Raw genomic sequence first — 16,006 nt, forward strand, 5'->3', positions numbered from 1 at the left:
CAAGCGGGGCCCGGAGCGGATCGCTCCGGGCCCCGCTGCTTTGCGTGAGCAAAATCGCCGCTCCGCGACTGTCAAAAGCGGACCGATTGGTCTAGAAGTGGCTCGCATCTCGGCAAAGACCATTCAGTCTGACTACGACGCATATTCGCACTTGATTCGAGTCTGAACGGTTGACTTCCCTAGACAGATCGGTCTAGGTTGGGGCTGTCGGGTAGACCAACCAGTCTGATCCATGAACGGGAGACAAGCCATGACGGAAGCTGTGAACACCCACTCGCCGGGCACCGCGTTGGTGACGGGGGCGACCTCGGGTATCGGCCGGGCCGTCGCCGTGCGGCTGGCGGAGGACGGCTTCCACGTCCTCGTGCACGGACGGGACGCCGAGCGGGGCGCCGAGGTCGTGCGGGAGATCGAGAAGAACGGCGGCAGCGCGGCGTTTCTCGGCGCCGATCTGGCGGACGTCCATGCGATCGATCAGGTCGCGGCGGCCGCGAGCGAGGCCGAGGTCGTGGTCAACAACGCCGGGTTCGCCTGGTTCGGCCCCACCCCGGAGTTGACGCCGGAGACCTTCGACGCCCTCTTCGCCGCCAACGTGCGCTCCGCTTACTTCCTGGTGGCCGCGCTCGCACCGAAGATGGCCGAACGAGGCCGCGGCAACATCATCAACGTCGGCAGCATGGCCGGGCAGATCGGCCTGCCGGCGGGCGCCGCATACGGCGCGACCAAGGCGGCGCTGGCCGCGCTCACCCGCGCGTGGGCCGCCGAGTTCAGCCCGCGCGGCGTGCGGGTCAACACCATCGCGCCCGGACCGGTGTACACCGGTGGTGCGGCAAGGGAGAGGACCACGGCGACCGGCAAGACCACGCTGCTCGCGCGCGCCGCGGAGGCCGAGGAGATCGCGGGTGTGATCTCGTTCCTCGCGTCGCCGGCTTCCGGGTACGTTACCGGGGCCGTCATTCCCGCCGACGGCGGGCGCACCGCCGTCTGACGTCGTCTCAACCATTCAGGAGCATACGATCATGACGAACCCCGAGCCCAAGATCCCCGGGCCCGACCACCGGATCACCATCGAGGACACCGGCCGGCGCGTGCTGGCGCGCGTCGGGGCCGTTGTTGTGGCCGATACGACCAGGGCCCTGACACTCCGCGAGGCCGACCACCCGCCGGTGCGCTACATCCCGCTCGAAGACGTCGACCCGGGCCTGTCGGCCCCGTCCGAGACGCACACATACTGCCCGTACAAGGGCGACGCGTCGTACTACAGCATCGCTCTGCCCGACGACGGTTCACTGACCGACGCGGTGTGGACCTACCGCGAGTCGTACGCGGCCGTCGCGTCCATCGCCAATCACGTCGCGTTCTACACCGACCGTGTGCAAGTCACCACTGAGCCCGCGTGAGCATGAATCGTCACCGAATCTCGACGCGCCGACTTCGGCGGTTTCGGTGTGTTCCCGGGTCGCGGCGAGTATCAAGGAACTATGACCACCTTCGAGGCCTCACGCCGATCGCCACTGCCGCACGCCGAGATCCTGGGACCCGTCGATCCCGCCGAGACCGCACTCGTCACCCTGTTCCTACGGCGGCGGGCGCCGCTGCCGGAGCCGGGGACCCTCGTGCTCACCCGTGAGGAGTTGCGGGACTGGCACGGGGCGGATCCGGCGGAGCTCGAGCGGGTGCGGGCGGAGGTGGAGCGCCTCGGGTTGCGCGTGCTGAGCGCGGATGCCGGGTCGCGGCGGATCCAGGTCGAGGGGACCGTCGGGCGGCTCTCGGAGATCTTCGGGGTCGAGCTGCAGCAGGCTCGTCACCCGGCGGCCTCCGAGCACGCGGACGCGGGCGTCTTCCGGTACCGCACCGGTGAACTGACACTGCCGGAGGCGATCCGCGACGTGACGGTCGCGGTGCTGGGCCTGGACACGCGGCCGCAGGCCAGGCCGCATTTCCGGCGGCACAAGAAGCAGGCGGCGTCGGTCTCGTACACGCCGCTGCAGGTGGGGGCCGCGTATCAGTTCCCTGCGGGGTACGACGGCGCCGGGCAGGGGATCGCGCTCATCGAGCTCGGCGGCGGGTACAGCGATGCCAACCTGACGCAGTACTTCCAGTCCGTCGGCGTGACGGCGCCTCAGGTCACGGCGGTGCCGGTGGACGGCGGCTCGAACTCTCCGACGGGCACGGCGGACGGTCCGGACGGCGAGGTGCAGCTGGACATCGAGGTGGCCGGGGCGCTCGCGCCGGGCGCCGCGATCACGGTGTACTTCGCGCCGAACACGGACCAGGGCTTCACGGACGCGGTGACCGACGCCGCGCACGCCACGCCGACGCCTACGGTGATCTCGATCAGCTGGGGCGGCACCGAGGATTCGTGGGCCGCGCAGTCGGTGCAGGCGCTCGACGCGGCGTGCGCGGACGCGGTCGCGCTCGGCGTGACGGTGACGGTCGCCGCCGGTGACAGCGGTTCGACCGACGGGGCCACGGACGGCAAGCAGCACTGCGACTTCCCGGCGTCCAGCCCGAACACCCTCGCGTGCGGCGGCACCACGCTCGCCCTCGACAGCAGCGGCGCCATCTCCTCGGAGACCGTCTGGAACGACCAGAACGGTTCGGCGACCGGCGGCGGGGTCAGCACCTTGTACCCGGTGCCGAGCTGGCAGGCCGGGGCGGGCGTGCCGGGCAACGTCGACACCGGAAAGACCGGCCGCGGCGTGCCGGACGTCGCGGGCAACGCGGATCCGGCGAGCGGGTACCAGGTTCTGGTCGACGGCACGTCCACGGTCGTCGGCGGCACCAGTGCCGTGGCGCCGTTGTGGGCCGCGCTGGTGGCCCGGCTCGCCCAGCAGGCCGGGAAGAAGCTGGGACTGCTGCAGACGGTGCTCTACGAGGGTGCGAAGCCCGGCGCCGTGCAGACCGGCTTCCGGGACGTCACCTCGGGCGGCAACGGCGCGTACACGGCCGGGCCCGGATGGGACGCGTGCACCGGACTGGGTACGCCGGACGGCGCGACGCTGCCGAGCCTGTTCGGTACCGGCGGGACTGCGAAGACGATCACCGAGTCCTGATACAGAACCCGGCGCAAGCGGATACCCGCCCGGCCTTGTCGATGCAGGGTCGGGCGGGCGCTTGTGCGGGGACTCCAGGGGCCCGGCGGCTCCTCAGCCGCTCACTGGACCTCAGCCGCTCACCGTCGCGGTGGCCCTGCCCGCGTGGTGGCGGCCGGCGTGTTCGACGAGCGTGATGAGCACCTCCTTGACCGACGCGCGTTCCCGGGCGTCACAGGTGATCACCGGGGTGCCCGGGTCCAGGTCGAGGGCGGTGGCCACGGCGTCGGGGTCGAAGTGGCGGGCGTCCTCGAACTCGTTGAGCGCCACCAGGAACGGCACGCCGCGCCGCTCGAAGTAGTCCACCGCGGGGAAGCAGTCGGCCAGCCGCCGGGTGTCCGCGAGCACGATCGCGCCGAGGGCGCCCTGTGCTAGCTCGTCCCACAGGAACCAGAAGCGGTCCTGACCCGGGGTGCCGAACAGGTACAGCGCCAGGTCCTCGCGCAGCGAGATGCGGCCGAAGTCCATCGCCACGGTCGTGGTCGACTTCCCCGCTACTCCGTCGGTGTGGTCGATGCCGAGACCGGCGGTCGTCATCGCCTCCTCGGTGCGCAGCGGCCTTATCTCGCTCACCGCGCCGACCAGGGTCGTCTTGCCGACGCCGAAACCGCCGGCCACCAGGATCTTCAGCGCCACGAAGCTAGAGCGCGCGGAGTCCATTGATCACCTCCTGCAGCAGTCGTTCGTCCGGGATGTCCACCGGGCGCACGGGCCGGGTCACCCGGATGTGCCCGTAATCGAGCAGATCGGTCAGGATCACCCGGGTCACCCCGAGCGGCAGGTCCAGGTCGGCCGCGAGGTCCGCGACCGAGCGCGGCCGGATCCGGCACAGCGTGAGCACCGCCGCCTGCTCCGGGCTGAGCATCGGGTCGCGCGACGGGTCGTTCTCCGCGGTCACCAGCGAGAGCAGGTCGAGCAGCACCGGCGAGGGACGGGCCCGGCCGCGGGTGAGCGCGTAGAGCCGCACGAGCGGCCCCGCCTGCTCGTCGTACCAGGACGGACGGTCGTTCATCCGCATCACGGCGCCTGCGGTTGTCCGTCGCGCGCGGGCACGAACAGGTGCTCGCCCACCTGCTTGACCAGCCGCGCCATCTCGTAGGCGACCAGGCCGATATCGCACTCGGCCTCGGCGAACACCGCGAGGCAGGCCCCTGATCCGGCGGCGACCACGAACAGGAAGCCGTCGTCGAACTCGACCATGCTCTGCCGGACCGCGCCCGCCCCGAACTGCCGGGTCGCGCCCTTCGCCAGGCTGTTGAAGCCGCTGGAGACGGCCGCCAGGTGCTCGCGGTCCTCCCGGCTCAGGTTGCGCGAGGCGGCCATCGCCAGGCCGTCCGTGGACAGGATGACGGCGTGCCTGATCGCGGGCGTGCGCGTGGTCAGTTCGTCGAGCAGCCAGTTGACCTCGCCGGCCGTGGTTCCGCTCACCGGGCGTCTTCCCCTCTCGGATCGTGCTCGTCCGCCGCCGCGTCCGCCGCGGGGGTCTGGGTCTCGGCGGGGCCGTCGGCCCGGCCCTGGGTGAAGCCGCGCTGGAACGCGGACATCGTGGCCCGATACTGCTCTGGCGAACGCGGCGGCCGCAGGGTCTGCGGCGCCTCGCCGGTGTCCGACGCGGGGTCGGCGGACGGCCGGGGCGGGGGCTCGGCGCGCAGCTGCGGCGCCAGGTTCGCCTGCCGGACCCGGCGCGGCAGGCCGTCCGGGCCGAGCGCCGACAGGTCGAGGCCGCCGACGTCGAAGGCATGCGATGCGTCGGCGCCGAGCCCGTCGAAGGCCTGCGGCCGCACGGTCTCCGAGACGCGGGTGTGCCCGTTGGTGTGCGGGACGCTCACCGCCTCCGCGAGCGGCTGCGGCGGGACGAGCCCGGCGTGCGCCGTCGGGGCGGGGAGCCCGGGTGCCGGAAGCAGCGTGCGCGGACCGCCGATCCGCTGCGCGCCGCCGAGCTCGTTCAGCGCCACCGGCGCGTCGCCGGACTCGCCGGGACTCTGCATCACGCCGCTCGGGATCAGCACCACGGCCGTGATCCCGCCGTACGCCGAGGCGCACAGGCTCACCCGGATCTCGTGCCGCCGCGCGAGCCGGGAGACCACGAACAGGCCGAGCCGGTCGCTGTCGAACAGGTCGTCGCCGCTGGACTCGCCGATCCGCCGGTTCGCCTCGCGCAGCGCCTCCGGGCTCATGCCGAGGCCGCGGTCCTCGATTTCGATCGCGAAGCCGGAGCCGACCGGCTCGCCGCCGACCACGACGCGGGTGTGCGGCGGCGAGAACGAGGTGGCGTTCTCGATCAGCTCGGCCAGCAGGTGCGTCAGGTCGGCCACGACCGGGCCGAGCACCCGGGCCCGCGGCATCCGGCGCACCTCGACCCGCGGGTAGTCCTCGGCCTCGGCGGCGGCGGCGCGCACCACGTCGGTCAGGTCCACCGGGTGCCGCCAGGCGCGGCCGGGCGTCGCGCCGGACAGGATGATCAGGCCCTCGGCGTGCCGCCGCATGCGGGTGGCCAGGTGGTCGAGCCGGAACAGGTCCTCGAGGTGGTCCGGCTCCTCGATGCGCCGTTCCATCGCGTCCAGCAGCGCGAGCTGGCGGTGCACCAGCACCTGGCTGCGCCGGGCCAGGTTGAGGAAGACCCCGGACACGCCCGACACCAGCTCGGCGCGCTCCACGGCGGCCTGCATGGCGGCGCGGGAGGCGACGGCCAGCGCGTCGGCCACCTGGCCGAGCTCGCCCGCCTCCGGGTCCAGCGGCGGCGCCTGCTGCTGCGGCACGACGGTCTGCCCGGCCCGCAGCTTCGCCATCGTCTCCGGCAGCCGCCGCCCGGCGAGGTCGAGCGCGTAGTCACGCAGCCCGACCAGGTCGGTCACCAGCCTCCGGCCGATGCCCACCGAGATCAGCAGGCTGATGACGAGGGCGAACAGGCCGAGCAGGACGCCGAAGCCGGAACCGGTCGTCAGCAGCCTGCCGTACGGATTGCTGGCGGCGGGAATGGACGCGGTCCGCTCCGCCGAGTCGATGTCGGAGAGCACGGTCGGCGCCAGCGAGTCCCAGGCCCGCGCCGGGGCCGCGTTGTCCGCGTTCGAGCCGGGACCCGCCACCACCACGGCGTTCTGCAGGGCCGTCAGCGACTGGCCGGTCACGCTCGCCGTCGGGTCGGCCACGCCCATCGAGGCCTGACGCAGGTACGAGCGCTCGGCGTAGACGGCGCCGACGAACGCCGGGTACGCGGCGGCGCTCAGCGAGCCGGAGACGTGCATGCCGCCGAGCAGGGCGTCCTGCAGGGCCAGCTGCTCGTGCGCCTCGGACAGGTACACCGCGGCCTGGGCGGTCGACGACGCTCCCGGGATCCCGGCGACCGTGGCCTGCACGTCGAACGCGTCGGCGATGGCCGTGGCGTACGCGTTGTTCGCGTCGGCGACGGACAGCGAGCGGCCGAGGATCCCGGCGCGGATCGCGGTCAGCGAGTCCATAGCCTTCGTGGTCGCCGCGAACCGTGCGGCCAGTTGCGGACTCAGATCGGCGGCCGCGGCGGCGGACTGCTCGATTCCGAGCCGCAGCGTCGCCTCGGCGGCCCGCGACGACGTTATCCGGGCATTGAGGTTGGTCGGCGCGGCGCCGGTCACGGCGAGGTAGGAGTCGGCCTCCGAGCGCTCCTGCTGCAGGGCCACGACCGTGCCGTCGAGCGGCATGGAGACCGCGGAGTCCAGCGTCCGCAGCTGGGACTGGTTGTACGCGGCGCTGATCGTGTTCACGGCCGCGATGCCCCAGAGCGCGGTCAGCGACACCACGGGCAGCGCGAGCAGGCTGACGATCCGGGCGCGGACCGTGCGCGGCGTGAAGCCGAAGCCGCGCCGCGGTGCGAGGCGCGCGGCCGGCGGCGGGGGATCGACCGGGCGGCGGTGCGCGGCGCGTCGGGACCGGCGGGGATCGGCGGGGGTCTCGGTGATCGAGGCGGCGGTCTGCGTCGTCATCAGCGGGTCGGCTCCTCGGCCAGCGGGCGACGCGCGGCCGGAGCGGCGGCCGGGGCGGGGGCGGCGGCACTGGCGTCGGGGCTGGCGGGCGCGCCGAGCTGCGCGGACCGGCCGGTGTCCGACAGGCCGACATAGGCAGCCGTCAGGAAGAGGTAGGAGCCGAGCCCGACGGTCAGCGGGAAGATGAAGTCCATCGCCGTCGCGCCGGACGGCGGAGGCGCCCCGGGGTCCACCAGCACGCGGACCGCGGCCATGCCGGTGTAGTGCATCGCGCTCACCGCGATGCCCATCACCAGGCTGGCGCCGAGCGAGGCGAGCGGATTGTGGATCGTCAGCGAGGCCCAGAGCGCCGCGGTGGCGGCCACCGTCGCGATCACCACCGACGCGCCCACCTCCCAGTCGGCGTAGTGGATGACGCCGTCGATGTGCACCGCCGACATGCCGATGTAGTGCATCGCGGCCACGCCGAAACCGGTCGCGAGCCCGCCGCCGAGCAGCGCGCTCGGCTTGCCGTCGCCGTGCGCCACGACGAAGACCCCGACCCCGACGACGACGATCGCCACGATCAGGCTGAGCAGGGTGAGCGGCACGTTGTAGCGGACCTGGGTGCCGACCACGGCGAAGCCCAGCATCGCGACGAAGTGCATGGTCCAGATGCCGGTGCCGATCGCGATGGCCGCCGAGATCAGCCAGTTGCGACGGCTGTGCCGGTCCGGGGCGTGCACCGCGCGCAGCGTGGCGCGCAGCCCGAGGGCGCCGCCGACGCAGGCCATCAGGTACGACAGCACCGGGGTCAGCCAGCCGAAGCCCGTCTCGCTGATCATCCCCATCGAGCCCATGGCACCCCTTCGTGGTCTTTTCGTTATCCGTGGCAGACCCCGACGATGGCACGGGGCGCTACCTCCCCGCGGGTTTTTCCCTTAACTTTTCCTGATCTTGGGCGTAGAACGAATGATCACTGGTGCGGCCATGGGAGAGCCCTGTGTGCCCGGAGCATGACGTTCGGTGAGTTTTCCGGACGCGGCCGGGCAGTTTCGAACATTGATACGGAGGTGGCGCGGGAGGCGCGCCGTGGCGCAAGGAACCGACGGTGCGTCGGAAAAACTACCTGAGGCCCTGCGCGAGCGGCAGCGTGCGCCCGATGGCCACGTGGTGCCGGCGGTCGCAGAACTCGAGCACCGCGCCGCCGCTCTCGGCCGCCGCGTGCGCGCCGACCCGTGCCAGCTCCAGCTCGTTCGCGTCCCGCGCCGAGACGGTGACGAACCCGGCCGCGGCGATCTCGCCCTCGGGACCGGCCGGGCCGACCACGATCGAGGCCGCGCCGGTCACGCCCGAGGGCAGGAAGGCCGCCGGGGCCGCCAGATCGATCGCGCCGCCGAGGGTGCGCGGCCACTGCTTGACCCAGCCGGTCGCGTGCCACCAGGTGGCGGTGCGCGGGCCGGACCCGCCGGTCACCGCGCAGCCGCGCGGGGCGCGGGCGTCGACCTCCTCCGGCTGCCACGGCGTGTCCGTGTGCCGGGGGCCGGGCAGCGGGCCGCGGCCGGGCAGCAGCAGCGAGCCGAGCAGGCCGGTGACCGCCGCGCGGTCCAGCGGCACCAGCGGGCCGAGCCGCCCGCCGGTCGCGTCGTCCCTGCTCAGCTGGGTGAAGACGTTCTGCGCGGCCTTGATCGCCACCTGGGCGAGACCGCGTTCGCCCTGGCACAGCTTCGCGGCGCGGCCGATCAGCGCCGGGTGGTAGGCCAGGGCCAGCACCGCGTACGCGCGGGTGCGTCCGGCGGGGCCGGGCACCTGGTAGAGCAGTTGGATCCGCCGCACGGTCCCGGCCGCCGGGGGAGTGTTCAGGCATTCGCCGAGCCGGGCCGCGAGGTCGCGCGTGTCCGCGCCGCGCAGCACGCTGGTCGCGATCTCGGCCACGGCCAGCAGTTCGGGCGGACCGCCGTGCCCGGCGTGCAGGACCAGCGAGGGCTCGAGCGCGCCGGACAGCTGCGGCAGCCAGTGCATCCCGCCGAGATCGAAGGGTTCCCGGTCACGCGCCGCCAGCGCCGGAAGCTTGAGCAGCCGCCGCCGCGTGCCGCGCACCCGCAGCCAGCCGAGCGGGCCCGCCGCGGGATCGACGTTCCGCGGCGCCGGCTTGCGCCCGGCGGGCTCCGGCGGCCCGGGCTGACGCTGCGGACCCTGCGCGGCCGCGGGCACGGGAACCGGGCCCCGCGGCTTGCGCTGCGGGGCGGGCTGCGGCGACGGCCGGGCCGCCTGCCCCCGGGTCTGCTGTTGGTGCGTGGCCACATTCGCAGTGTGGCACAGCTCTGCCTCCCACCGGCTCTCCGGCACCGGACCCGACCGCATGTCCACCTCCACGAGCCCGGCGAGCGCTCGAACGCGCCGGGTCCGCCTCCAGTGATCCCCGCAAGCGACCTGCGGGAACCCTCCCCGACCTGACAGACTGCCGCCCTGGCGCAACCGTGGCGGGCTCTGGTGAGTCAGCATCCGTGTCCGGGTAACCCACCCGACACAGGACCACGCTGCTTGTTACGCCGTTTTACATATTCCTCACAAATGCGGCATCGTGGACCGGTAGCTACTCCTGCCCGCGCTGAGAGGAACGAAGGAATGACGGTGACCGGCCACGCACAGGGCGCGACCAGGACCCAGTCGCCGGGCAAGCCGGCAACTGTGCCCGCCCCGGCGACCGCCTTCCACGGGGAGACGACGCCGTGGTGGCGGGACGCGGTGATCTACCAGGTGTACATCCGGTCCTTCGCGGACGGGAACGGCGACGGCGTCGGCGACCTGCTCGGCATCCGCACCCGGCTGCCCTACCTGCGGGCGCTCGGCGTGGACGCGGTGTGGATCACCCCGTTCTACGCCTCGCCGATGGCCGACGGCGGCTACGACGTGGCCGAGCACCGCGAGGTGGACCCGCTGTTCGGCACCCTCGGCGACGCGGAGGCGCTGATCTCCGAGGCGCACCGGCACGGCATCCGGATCATCGTGGACATCGTGCCGAACCACACCTCGGCCGCGCACCGCTGGTTCCGCGAGGCCGTCGAGGCGGCTCCGGCGGACGCGGCCCGCGAGCGCTACATCTTCCGCGAGGGCCGCGGCGAGCACGGCGAGCTGCCGCCGAACGACTGGGAATCCGTCTTCGGCGGCCCGGCCTGGACCCGGATCGCCGAGCGGCACGGTGAGCCTGGCGAGTGGTACCTGCACCTGTTCGACCCGGCGCAGCCCGATCTCAACTGGTGGCACCCGGAGGTGCGCGCCGAGCACGAGCAGATCCTGCGCTTCTGGCTGGACCGCGGCGTGGACGGCTTCCGGATCGACGTGGCGCACGGGATGATCAAGGCCGAGGGCCTGCCCGACGCCGGGTTCACCAACCAGATCCAGATGCTCGGCAGCACGGTTCTGCCGTACTTCGACCAGGATGAGGTGCACGAGATCCACCGCCGCTGGCGGGAGATCCTGGACGAGTACCCGGGCGAGCGCATCGCCGTGGCGGAGGCCTGGGCGCCCTCGCTCGAGCGCCTCGCCGCGTACGTAAGGCCGGACGAGCTGCACCAGGCCTTCAACTTCCACTTCCTCGGCACCCCGTGGCAGCGCGACGAGCTGCGCACGGTCATCGACGACTCGCTGCGCACGTCCTCGCTCGTCGGAGCTCCGACGACCTGGGTGCTGTCGAACCACGACATCCGCCGGCACGTGACTAGGTACGGCGGCGGCGAGTCCGGGCTGCGGCGCGCGCGGGCCGCGGCGCTGATGATGCTGGCGCTGCCCGGCTCGGCGTATCTCTACCAGGGCGAGGAGCTCGGCCTCGAGGAGGTCCTCGACCTGCCCGCGGAACTGCTGCGGGACCCGCAGCGGCTGCGCAGCGCGGACGGCTCCTCGGGCCGCGACGGCTGCCGGGTGCCGCTGCCCTGGGGCGGCAGCGAGTCCCCGTACAACTTCACGCCGATGAACATCGCGAACGGCTGGCTCCCGGCGCCGCAGCAGTGGCGCGAGAAGACGGTCGAGGCCCAGTGGGACGACGCCGCCTCCACTCTCGGCCTCTATCGCAGAGCCCTGAAGCTGCGGCGCGAGCTGCCCGCCCTCGGCGACGGACGGCTCGACTGGCCGGAGGACACCGAGGTGCTCCTCGGCGACGCGGAGGACCTGCTGGTCTTCCACCGCGCCCCCGGGTTCGTCTGCACGGTGAACGTCGGCGCGAAGCCGGTCACCATCCGCCGCCCCGGCGCACTGGAGATCGCGAGCGTGGACCTGGACGCTCCCGCGTCCTCCGACACAGTGGTGCTGCCCCCGGACTCGACCGCCTGGTGGAGCGCCCGCTGAGATCGCTTCGACATACCGCGCCCCCTGACCCGTCTACTGCGGGGTCAGGGGGCGCGGCCAGTTGAGCAGGGCCGCGTGCAGGGCATCGAGCGCCCGGGCCCACGAGGCGTCCACGTCGCCGGAGTGCGCGAACGCGCCGGACGTCTCCAGGCTCGCGAAGCCGTGGAACGCGCTGCCGAGCAGGCGCACGGCGTGCACCTGCTCGGTCTCGGGGAGCTTGTACTCGCGCAGGATCGCCCGCATGAGCGCGGTATGCCGCAACGCCGGCGCGGCAGCCGGCGACGACGCGTCGATCCGCAGCCGCGCCGCCGTGTACCGACCAGGGTGCTCCTTGGCGTAGTCCCGGTACGCCGTCGCGAACGCGACGAGCGCGTCCTTCCCGGCACGCCCGGCCAACGCGTCCGACGCCCGGTCCGCGAGCTCGGTCAAAGCCAGTGCCGCCAGGCGTACCCGCAGCTCATCGGCGTTCTTGATATGCGAATAGAGGCTCGCGACCGTCACGTCGAAGCGGCGCGCCAACGCCGACACGGTGACCTGCTCGAACCCGACCTCGTCCGCCAACTCCGCCGCGGCCCGGACCAGACCCTCGACGCTCACTCCCGCGCGTGCCACCGGCGGCCTCCTCGAACCTAAAGCCTTTAGGAATTTGCATAATACCGCTAGGAATGCTTGGCTGGCGCCATGAGACCGATCACCGAGAGTGAGATCCGCGCGAGTTTCGTCAACTGCTCCAAGGGGGAGGCGCAACGCCTCAACCTGCCGCGCGACTTCGCCGGGCTGCCATGGGACGACCTGGACTTCCTCGGCTGGCGCGATCCGGGCGCCCCCGAGCGCGGCTACCTCGTCGCCGAGCGGAGCGGGCGGCTTGTCGGCATAGCCCTGCGCACGGCCTCCGGCGGTTCGCGCGGATTCACCGCCCGCAGCATCTGCACGATCTGCAAGACCACCCGCACCGGAGGCGGCGTGGCCCTGCTGGCCGCGCGCCGAGCGGGCGAGGCCGGGCGCAACGGCAACACCGTGGGCCAGTACATCTGCTCGGACCTGGCCTGCTCGCTCTACGCGCGCGGCAAGAAGATCTCCGCCGGCACCCTCCTCGACGAAACGCTGGACCCCGCCGCCCGCATCGCCCGGGTCGAGAAGGGCCTCGACACCTTCCTGAACAGGATCACCGCAGGCGCCAACTAGCGTGCGCCGCGCTACGACCGCGTGCGCCGCCGTGTGCGCGAACTAGCGTGCGCCGTGCCGTGACGGTGCACGCCGCCGGGTGCGCGAAGAGCGTGCCCGCCGCCTCGGGCGCGCCACGCCACGCCACGACCGTGCTCGTCGCCGCGGGCGCGAACCAGCCTGCGCCGCGCCGTGACGGTGCCCGCCGCCGGGTGTGCGAAGAGCGTGCCCGCCGCCTCGGGCGCACCACGTCACGCCACGCCACGACCGTGCTCGTCACCTCGGGCGCGAACCAGCCTGCGCCGCGCCACGACCGCGCGCGCTGCCACAACTACGCGCGCCGCCAGACCGCGCCGAGACCGCGCACCGCCGCGACCGCGCACCGCCGCGACGGTGCGCACCGCCACGACCGCGCACTGCCACGAGCGCACCGCCACGACCACGCCGCGCCGCGCTTCGGCGTCTCAGGGCACAGCGAAGCATTCGGCCCGGATTCGCTCAGGGCCCGGCGATGAACGGCTCGGCACCCGCCGTTCATCGCCCCTTCCCGCCGCGTTTTCCAATATCCGGCCGGGTTATTGAATTTTGAAGATCCTTAGCTTGCGGAACCCTTCTCAGTTCTCAGCGCATCGCGGTGACGGCGCGCGGGCGCGGGATGCGGCGGCCGAAGGACGAGCCCGTGGCCAGCTCCCGGTCCGCTTCGCTCAGGCCGCCCCAGACGCCGAAAAGCTCCGGGGTGCCGAGGGCGTGCGCCCGGCATTCGCGCAGCACCGGGCAGGCCGCGCAGATCTGCTTGGCCTCCTCCTCGCGCGCCTCGCGGTCCCGCGTGCGCTCCTTCTCCGGACCGAAGAACAGCCGCGCGTCCGCCCCCTGGCACCGCGCCTGCTCCTGCCAGCCCAGACGCAGATCCGCGATCGCCGGGATCCGTGCCGCGTTGCGCGCCGAACGGCGCTCCGGGAGCAGCGAGACCCCGCCGCTCCCGCCCGTCGACGCTCCGGCCGTGTCCATCCGAGTCATGTCGTCTTCCCCTCCACTCGACTCGTCTTTCAAGGCGTCAAACGGACGACGCCGAACGGGTGTTCCCGTCACCTCGGCGAATCTCGATCCGGTCTCGGCCTACTGAATACGACGACTGCGGCGCTCGAACCGTTCCCGATTCGCGCCCCCGAATCGCGCCTTTCCGCCCCCGGGCCTCGCACGGCCCTTCCCACCAGGGGGCGCGCGCCCGTCCGTGCACGGCGCACTCCGCGGGCGTGCACTCCCTCGCCTGGGTGGATTCGTGCAATTGCAGCTTGCATATGCGAGCGGGCCGCTACCTTCAGTCATATGACAGCATCGCAGCCGGAGGATCGGCGGCTCACCGCGGACGGGCAGTCCGACGTGGTGACGCTGCGCGAACTGCGTCGCCGCCGCTACTGGACCCAGGCCGACCTCGCGCTCGCCTTCGAGGAGCGTTCCCGCCAGGTCGGTCGGGCCCTGTCGCTCTCGGTGCGGCAGGTTCGCCGCTGGGAGGGCGCCGACCCGCCGCTGCCGCTGCCCGCGTACCAAGAGGTCCTTGAATCCCTCTTCGGCCTGCCGATCGAGCGCATGGGCTTCCCGGCCCCGTGGCCGGGCGCCCCGCGGCACGAGCTGGGCGAGGAGGCGGGACCGACTCCAGGGGGAGCGAGCGCCGCCCGGTCGTACCACGACGACCGAGAGAGAGCAGAACCAGTGAAAAGGCGTCAATTCGTCGCCGGGGCCGTGGCCCTCGGCTCAGGCGCGAGCGTGTGGCCCGAGTCGGCCAGGCCGGCCGCGGCGGCGGGGACGGGGACGGAACGGGTGGAGACCGGCGCGCTGGGCAATGCCGCCCGGCGGGCCGCCCTCGATCCGCAGGCCGTGTCGGGGTACGCGGCGATCACCGCCCAGCAGCGCTCGCTGTACTGGACGGTGCCCGCCGAGACGATGATCGAGCCCGTGCGCGCCCACGCCGAGCTCGGTACCGAACTCCTACGATCGGCCGGCTCGATGCTGCGCGCCCGGCTGGCCGGGCCGGTGGCCGAGACCGCGCTGCTGGCGGCGCGGCTGTCCTTCTTCGACGTGAAACGGCCGGACTGGGCCGCGTCCTTCTTCGACACCGCCCGCCAGGCGGCACGGGAGGCCGGCGACTCGGCGCTGCTCAGCGCGGTGCTCGCGACGGCGGCCTTCCCGCCGGCCTTCGCGGGCGTCGCCGGGCAGGCCAGGGCGCTGATCCGGCAGGCGCTCGAGGTCGGGTTGCGCGGGGCGAGCGCAGAGCAGCGCTCCTGGCTCTACGCGGTGCAGTCCGAGGTCGAGGCCAGGCTCGGCGACGGCCGGGCCGCCACCGAGGCGATCGCCCGCGCCGAGGCGGAGCTCGGCCGCGGCGGACCGGCCAGGCCGCAGTGGCTGGACTACTACGACGCCTCCCGGCTGACCGGATTCTCCGGCTTCTGCCGGCTGGCCGCGGGCCAGCCCGGCCGGGCGGCCGAGGCGCTGGAGCACAACCTGCGCGGGCTGACCCCCGGCGCGGGCAAGCAGCGCTCGATCACCCTGGCCGACCTGGCCGGGGCGCGGGCCAGGCAGGGCGAGTACGAGGAGTCCGCGCGGCTGCTCGAGGCGGCCGTGGACCAGCTCGGCCGGCACTGGTACGCGACCGGCCTCGACCGGGTCGACGCCGTGCACCGCCGGCTCGAGCAGGGCGGCGCCCCCGGCCGCATCCTCGCCCCGCTCACCGAAGCCCGGCAGTCCCTGGTGGCCGCCTGACGGCGGTCCGACGGTCCACCGCCCCCGTGCGCCGACCGGCGCACGGGGGCGGTTTCCATTCGTATTGCTTCACGAACGATGCGTCACGAATGGTGGGCGTGCGTCAGCTCGTGCACCAGCCGGTCGGCGCTCGCCCGCAGCCTGAGCTGCGTCGGGATCTGGGCCTGCAGGGTCGGCGGCGGCACGGCGATCACCGGGCAGACCGCGTGCGCCAGGCAGTAGCGCGCGGTCGCCGCGTGCAGCGAGTGGCGCGACTTCCCGCGCCGCCCGGCCCCGACCACCAGCAGGTCGTTGTGATGCTCCGCGGCCTCCACCAGCGCCGGCCCGGTCGCGCCGCGCACCAGCAACGGCTCGACGGGCAGGTCCTCGGGCGGCCCGCCGAGCCCTTCCTCGAAGGCGCGGATCAGCTGCTTTTCCGCCGGATCGCGCACCATCCGCGCCTACCCGGGCGTCGCCGAGCGGCGCGAGGGCACGTCTCCGCCCGGCAGCTGCCAGGCATGAACGGGAATCAGCATGGCCTCGAGCCGACGGGCCTGGCCCAGCGCGTAACGCAGCGCCTCCAGGCTGCCGGCGATCCGTCCACCCCGACGACCACGCGTCCAACGATTGTTGCGAACACACCTACAGCACAACACCTTGGCAAGCGTCCGACCCGTCTGCTCACGCCGACTCAACGGGCGCGACGGCGGATTACCCGGTTCGGCAACG

Annotated in this window: 16 protein-coding genes; 7 read left to right on the plus strand and 9 right to left on the minus strand. The window is 73.1% G+C overall.

What is annotated here, in order from left to right; genetic code table 11:
* Positions 1–250: 250 nt before the first annotated feature.
* The 3 genes from VG296_RS26525 to VG296_RS26535 all read left to right on the plus strand — a co-directional run bounded on the left by VG296_RS26525 (position 251) and on the right by VG296_RS26535 (position 3,056).
* The gene (locus VG296_RS26525) at positions 251–988 is read left to right on the plus strand and encodes an SDR family oxidoreductase (protein ID WP_325570342.1); all 738 of its coding nucleotides are present in this window, start codon (positions 251–253) and stop codon (positions 986–988) included.
* Positions 989–1,019: 31 nt separating this feature from the next.
* Positions 1,020–1,400 carry a DUF427 domain-containing protein gene (locus tag VG296_RS26530; RefSeq protein ID WP_325570344.1) on the plus strand — a complete coding sequence of 127 codons (381 nt, stop codon included), beginning with the start codon at positions 1,020–1,022 and terminating at the stop codon, positions 1,398–1,400.
* A gap of 81 nt (positions 1,401–1,481) precedes the next feature.
* Positions 1,482–3,056, plus strand: a complete 1,575-nt coding sequence (locus tag VG296_RS26535) for a S53 family peptidase (RefSeq protein ID WP_325570346.1) — start codon at positions 1,482–1,484, stop codon at positions 3,054–3,056.
* A gap of 111 nt (positions 3,057–3,167) precedes the next feature.
* Here the strand turns inward: VG296_RS26535 and VG296_RS26540 are convergent, their stop codons facing one another.
* From VG296_RS26540 to VG296_RS26565, 6 genes are all read right to left on the minus strand, one after another.
* Entirely contained in the window at positions 3,168–3,755 is a 588-nt protein-coding gene (locus VG296_RS26540; RefSeq protein ID WP_349259697.1) for a GTP-binding protein, read from the minus strand.
* Positions 3,736–4,107 (minus strand): DUF742 domain-containing protein, encoded by a 372-nt coding sequence (locus VG296_RS26545; protein ID WP_325570348.1) that lies wholly within the window; start codon positions 4,105–4,107, stop codon positions 3,736–3,738. The genes VG296_RS26540 and VG296_RS26545 overlap by 20 nt, the downstream gene beginning before the upstream one ends.
* A gap of 5 nt (positions 4,108–4,112) precedes the next feature.
* Positions 4,113–4,523: a roadblock/LC7 domain-containing protein gene (locus VG296_RS26550; RefSeq protein WP_325570350.1), complete on the minus strand. Its 411-nt coding sequence runs from the start codon at positions 4,521–4,523 to the stop codon at positions 4,113–4,115.
* Positions 4,520–7,054, minus strand: a complete 2,535-nt coding sequence (locus VG296_RS26555; RefSeq protein WP_325570352.1) for a nitrate- and nitrite sensing domain-containing protein — start codon at positions 7,052–7,054, stop codon at positions 4,520–4,522. The genes VG296_RS26550 and VG296_RS26555 overlap by 4 nt, the downstream gene beginning before the upstream one ends.
* Positions 7,054–7,884 carry an MHYT domain-containing protein gene (locus VG296_RS26560; protein ID WP_349259702.1) on the minus strand — a complete coding sequence of 277 codons (831 nt, stop codon included), beginning with the start codon at positions 7,882–7,884 and terminating at the stop codon, positions 7,054–7,056. Before VG296_RS26560 ends, VG296_RS26555 begins: the two co-directional genes overlap by 1 nt.
* A gap of 274 nt (positions 7,885–8,158) precedes the next feature.
* Positions 8,159–9,337, minus strand: coding sequence for a hypothetical protein (locus VG296_RS26565; protein WP_325570356.1), 1,179 nt, complete (start codon positions 9,335–9,337; stop codon positions 8,159–8,161).
* A 324-nt stretch (positions 9,338–9,661) separates the two neighbouring features.
* On the opposite strand from VG296_RS26565, the gene VG296_RS26570 reads away from it, so the two are divergent.
* Complete coding sequence (locus VG296_RS26570; protein WP_414641140.1) at positions 9,662–11,377, plus strand: glycoside hydrolase family 13 protein; 1,716 nt, start codon at positions 9,662–9,664, stop codon at positions 11,375–11,377.
* Positions 11,378–11,410: 33 nt separating this feature from the next.
* Here VG296_RS26570 and VG296_RS26575 read toward each other — a convergent pair whose 3' ends face one another.
* Positions 11,411–11,989 (minus strand): TetR/AcrR family transcriptional regulator, encoded by a 579-nt coding sequence (locus VG296_RS26575; protein ID WP_325570360.1) that lies wholly within the window; start codon positions 11,987–11,989, stop codon positions 11,411–11,413.
* Between the two features lie 69 nt (positions 11,990–12,058).
* Between VG296_RS26575 and VG296_RS26580 the strand changes: the two genes are divergently transcribed.
* A complete protein-coding gene (locus VG296_RS26580) occupies positions 12,059–12,562 on the plus strand; it encodes an FBP domain-containing protein (RefSeq protein ID WP_325570361.1) in 504 nt (167 codons plus the stop codon).
* 59 nt (positions 12,563–12,621) lie between these two features.
* Positions 12,622–13,056, plus strand: a complete 435-nt coding sequence (locus tag VG296_RS26585) for a hypothetical protein (protein WP_325570363.1) — start codon at positions 12,622–12,624, stop codon at positions 13,054–13,056.
* A gap of 106 nt (positions 13,057–13,162) precedes the next feature.
* On the opposite strand, the gene VG296_RS26590 is transcribed toward VG296_RS26585, so the two are convergent.
* Positions 13,163–13,558 (minus strand): WhiB family transcriptional regulator, encoded by a 396-nt coding sequence (locus tag VG296_RS26590; RefSeq protein WP_325570365.1) that lies wholly within the window; start codon positions 13,556–13,558, stop codon positions 13,163–13,165.
* Between the two features lie 309 nt (positions 13,559–13,867).
* Here VG296_RS26590 and VG296_RS26595 point away from each other — a divergent pair, with 309 nt between their 5' ends.
* A complete protein-coding gene (locus tag VG296_RS26595; protein WP_325570367.1) occupies positions 13,868–15,298 on the plus strand; it encodes a hypothetical protein in 1,431 nt (476 codons plus the stop codon).
* A gap of 83 nt (positions 15,299–15,381) precedes the next feature.
* Here the strand turns inward: VG296_RS26595 and VG296_RS26600 are convergent, their stop codons facing one another.
* Complete coding sequence (locus tag VG296_RS26600) at positions 15,382–15,732, minus strand: universal stress protein (protein ID WP_325570369.1); 351 nt, start codon at positions 15,730–15,732, stop codon at positions 15,382–15,384.
* Between the last annotated feature and the right edge of the window lie 274 nt (positions 15,733–16,006).

This window comes from Actinospica sp., assembly GCF_035552695.1.
Taxonomy (GTDB): Bacteria; Actinomycetota; Actinomycetes; order Streptomycetales; family Catenulisporaceae; genus Actinospica.